Below are 2,746 nucleotides of genomic sequence, written 5' to 3'. Positions count from 1 at the left end.
AAGTTCATGAGGCCCGTAACCAGCGGCATCGCGACGAAGAAGATCATGATCACGCCGTGGGCTGTGAAGATCTGGTCGTAGTGGTGCGGCGGCAGGAAGCCCGCGTTGTCGCCGAAGGCGAAGGCCTGCTGGGCCCGCATCATGATCGCGTCGGAGAAGCCGCGCAGCAGCATCACCAGCCCGAGGATGATGTACATGATGCCGATCTTCTTGTGGTCGATGCTGGTGATCCAGTCGCGCCACAGCGTGCCCCAGACGCGGAAATAGGTGATCGCGGCAAAGATCGCGACGCCGCCGAGGGCGACCGCGATGAAGGTCGCCAACAGGATCGGTTCGTGTAAAGGAATGGCCTCCCAGGAGAGGCGGCCGAAGATGAGCTTCGTCAGGTCGGGATGGTCGGGCATCTTATTCTTCTCGGATGCGGGCGGTGGAAAGCGGAAGCGAAAGTCCGGCGGGATCGTTGACGCTGCACATGGCCGTCACGTAGGTGCGGGGCGGAATGCTGGCCGCGGGCTGCCAGCGGCGCGGCGCGACGTTGTAGGCGCCGACCTTGCCGAGGCCGCCGCCGGCGTCGATGGCCATCATCTGGTCCATGCACATCTTGTTGCGGTCGACGCAGCGGTTGACGATGGCGTTGTAGAGGTCGGGCGCGACCGTGGCGAAGCGGCGCACGGGGTCGCGCTCGCTCGGGCGCTCGAGTTCCAGGTAGGCGGCGCGGCTCAGCTCGCCGCCGGCCGCCTTGGCCTTCCGGACCCAGGCCTCGAAGTCGGGTTCGCTCACGCCGTGGAAGCGGAAGCGCATGCCGGAGAAGCCGGCGCCGCTGTAGTTGGCCGAGAAGCCCTCGAAGTCACCTGGCTTGTTGATCACCGCGTTGAGCTTGGTCTCCATGCCCGGCATTGCGTAGATCTGGCCGGCCAGTGCCGGAATGAACAAGGAGTTCATCACCGAGGAGGCGGTGATCTTGAAGACGATCGGCCGGTCGACCGGGGCCGCCAGCTCGTTCACCGTGGCGATGCCCTGCTCGGGGTAGATGAAGAGCCATTTCCAGTCGAGTGCGACCACTTCGACCGTCAGCGGCTTGACTTCGGACGGCACCGGGCGGCCGGCTTCGAGGCGGCGCAGCGGGCGGTAGGGGTCCAAGGTGTGGGTGCTGATCCAGGTGATCGCGCCGAGGGCGATGATGATCAGCAGCGGGGCGCCCCAGATCGCCAGTTCCAGTTCGGTGGAGTGGTCCCAGTCGGGCGAATAGTTCGCCTCCTTGTTCGTCTGCCGGTAGCGCCAGGCGAAATAGACCGTGAGGGCGATCACCGGCACGATGATCAGCAGCATCAGGACCGTGGAAACGACGATCAGCTGGCCTTGCTGGCGGGCGATGTCGCCGGATGCGTTCAACAGCACCATGTCGCAGCCCGCCAACAGGGCGAGCGGGAGCAGGAGCAGTCCGCGAAAGTTCTTGAGGGGAGGCATGCCGGGAAATGAGCAATGGGTGCGCAAAAGGGACCACAATCTACTTCGTTTGGCGACTGCGGGATATTGGACGTTTTGTCCTATGGCGGCAATCTCGATTCAGTGAGACCCTCGGAGTATCCAGTTGAACACGACCCCCAAGCAGAAATGACGACGTCCAGCATCCGTCCTTCCAGCGTCTCCTCGCCGCTGCACGGCACCCAGCATGACAGCCCCGAAGCCGCCTCGGACCATTCGCCGATCGCTCCCGGCGAGATCGCGGTCGGCGTGATCATCGGCCGCGCCTCGGAGTATTTCGACTTCTTCGTCTACGGCATCGCCTCGGTGCTGGTGTTCCCGGCGGTCTTCTTCCCAATGGAAAACCGGCTCGAGGGCACGCTCTACGCCTTCGTGATCTTCTCCTTCGCCTTCATCGCCCGGCCCTTCGGCACCGTGGCCTCGATGGCGATCCAGCGCCGCTTCGGCCGCGAGGCCAAGCTGACCGCCGCCTTGTTCATGCTCGGCATCTCGACCGCCGGCATCGCCTTCCTGCCGGGCTATGCCAGCATGGGCTTCGCCTCGATCGTGCTGCTGTCCATCCTTCGGGTCGGCCAGGGCATCGCGCTCGGCGGCTCCTGGGACGGGCTGCCCTCGCTGCTGGCACTCAACGCACCCCCGAACCGCCGCGGATGGTACGCCATGCTGGGCCAGCTGGGTGCGCCCGTGGGTTTCTTCGTCGCCAGTGCCCTGTTCGCGTACCTCTACTCGAGCCTCTCGATCGAGGACTTCCTCGATTGGGGATGGCGTTACACCTTTTACGTTGCGTTTGCGATTAATGTCGTCGCGCTGTTCGCCCGCCTGCGCCTGGTCGCCACCAACGAATACGACCGCCAGCTCGAGGAGCGCGAACTGGAGCCGGCCGACGTCGTCGAGATCATGCGCTCGCAGGGCTACAACCTGGTTATCGGCGCCTTCGCCGGGTTGGCGAGCTATGCGCTGTTCCACCTGGTCACGGTGTTCCCGCTGTCTTGGATCACCTTGTATTCGAGCCAGTCGGTGAGCGAATTCCTGGTCATCCAGATGGTCGGCGCGGTGCTCGGCGCCTGCGGCATCGTGGCTTCGGGCGTGATTGCCGACCGCATCGGCCGGCGCAACACCCTGGGCAGCCTGGCGATTGCAATCGCGGTGTTCAGTGGCTTCGCGCCGACGCTGCTGGACGGCGGCAAGCTCGGCCAGGACGTCTTCATCCTGCTGGGCTTCGTGATCCTGGGCCTTTCCTACGGTCAGGCGGCCGGTGCGG

The 2,746-nt window shown here is 64.9% G+C and carries 3 protein-coding genes; 1 reads left to right on the top strand and 2 read right to left on the bottom strand.

Annotation, left to right across the window (positions count from 1 at the left end; genetic code table 11):
* The coding region (locus tag AC1DY5_RS50405; RefSeq protein ID WP_478121809.1) for a cbb3-type cytochrome c oxidase subunit I at positions 1-404 on the bottom strand (404 nt) is incomplete at its 3' end.
* A 1-nt stretch (position 405) separates the two neighbouring features.
* On the bottom strand, positions 406-1,467 hold the full coding sequence (gene cyoA, locus AC1DY5_RS50400; RefSeq protein ID WP_478121808.1) for a ubiquinol oxidase subunit II: 1,062 nt from the start codon (positions 1,465-1,467) through the stop codon (positions 406-408).
* A gap of 147 nt (positions 1,468-1,614) precedes the next feature.
* Here cyoA and AC1DY5_RS50395 point away from each other — a divergent pair.
* Positions 1,615-2,746: MFS transporter (locus tag AC1DY5_RS50395; protein WP_478121807.1), on the top strand; the 1,132-nt coding region annotated here is incomplete at its 3' end.

The sequence above is a fragment of the Variovorax sp. P4_D9 genome, assembly GCF_056401695.1.
This window is presented reverse-complemented; position numbering and strand designations above follow the sequence as displayed.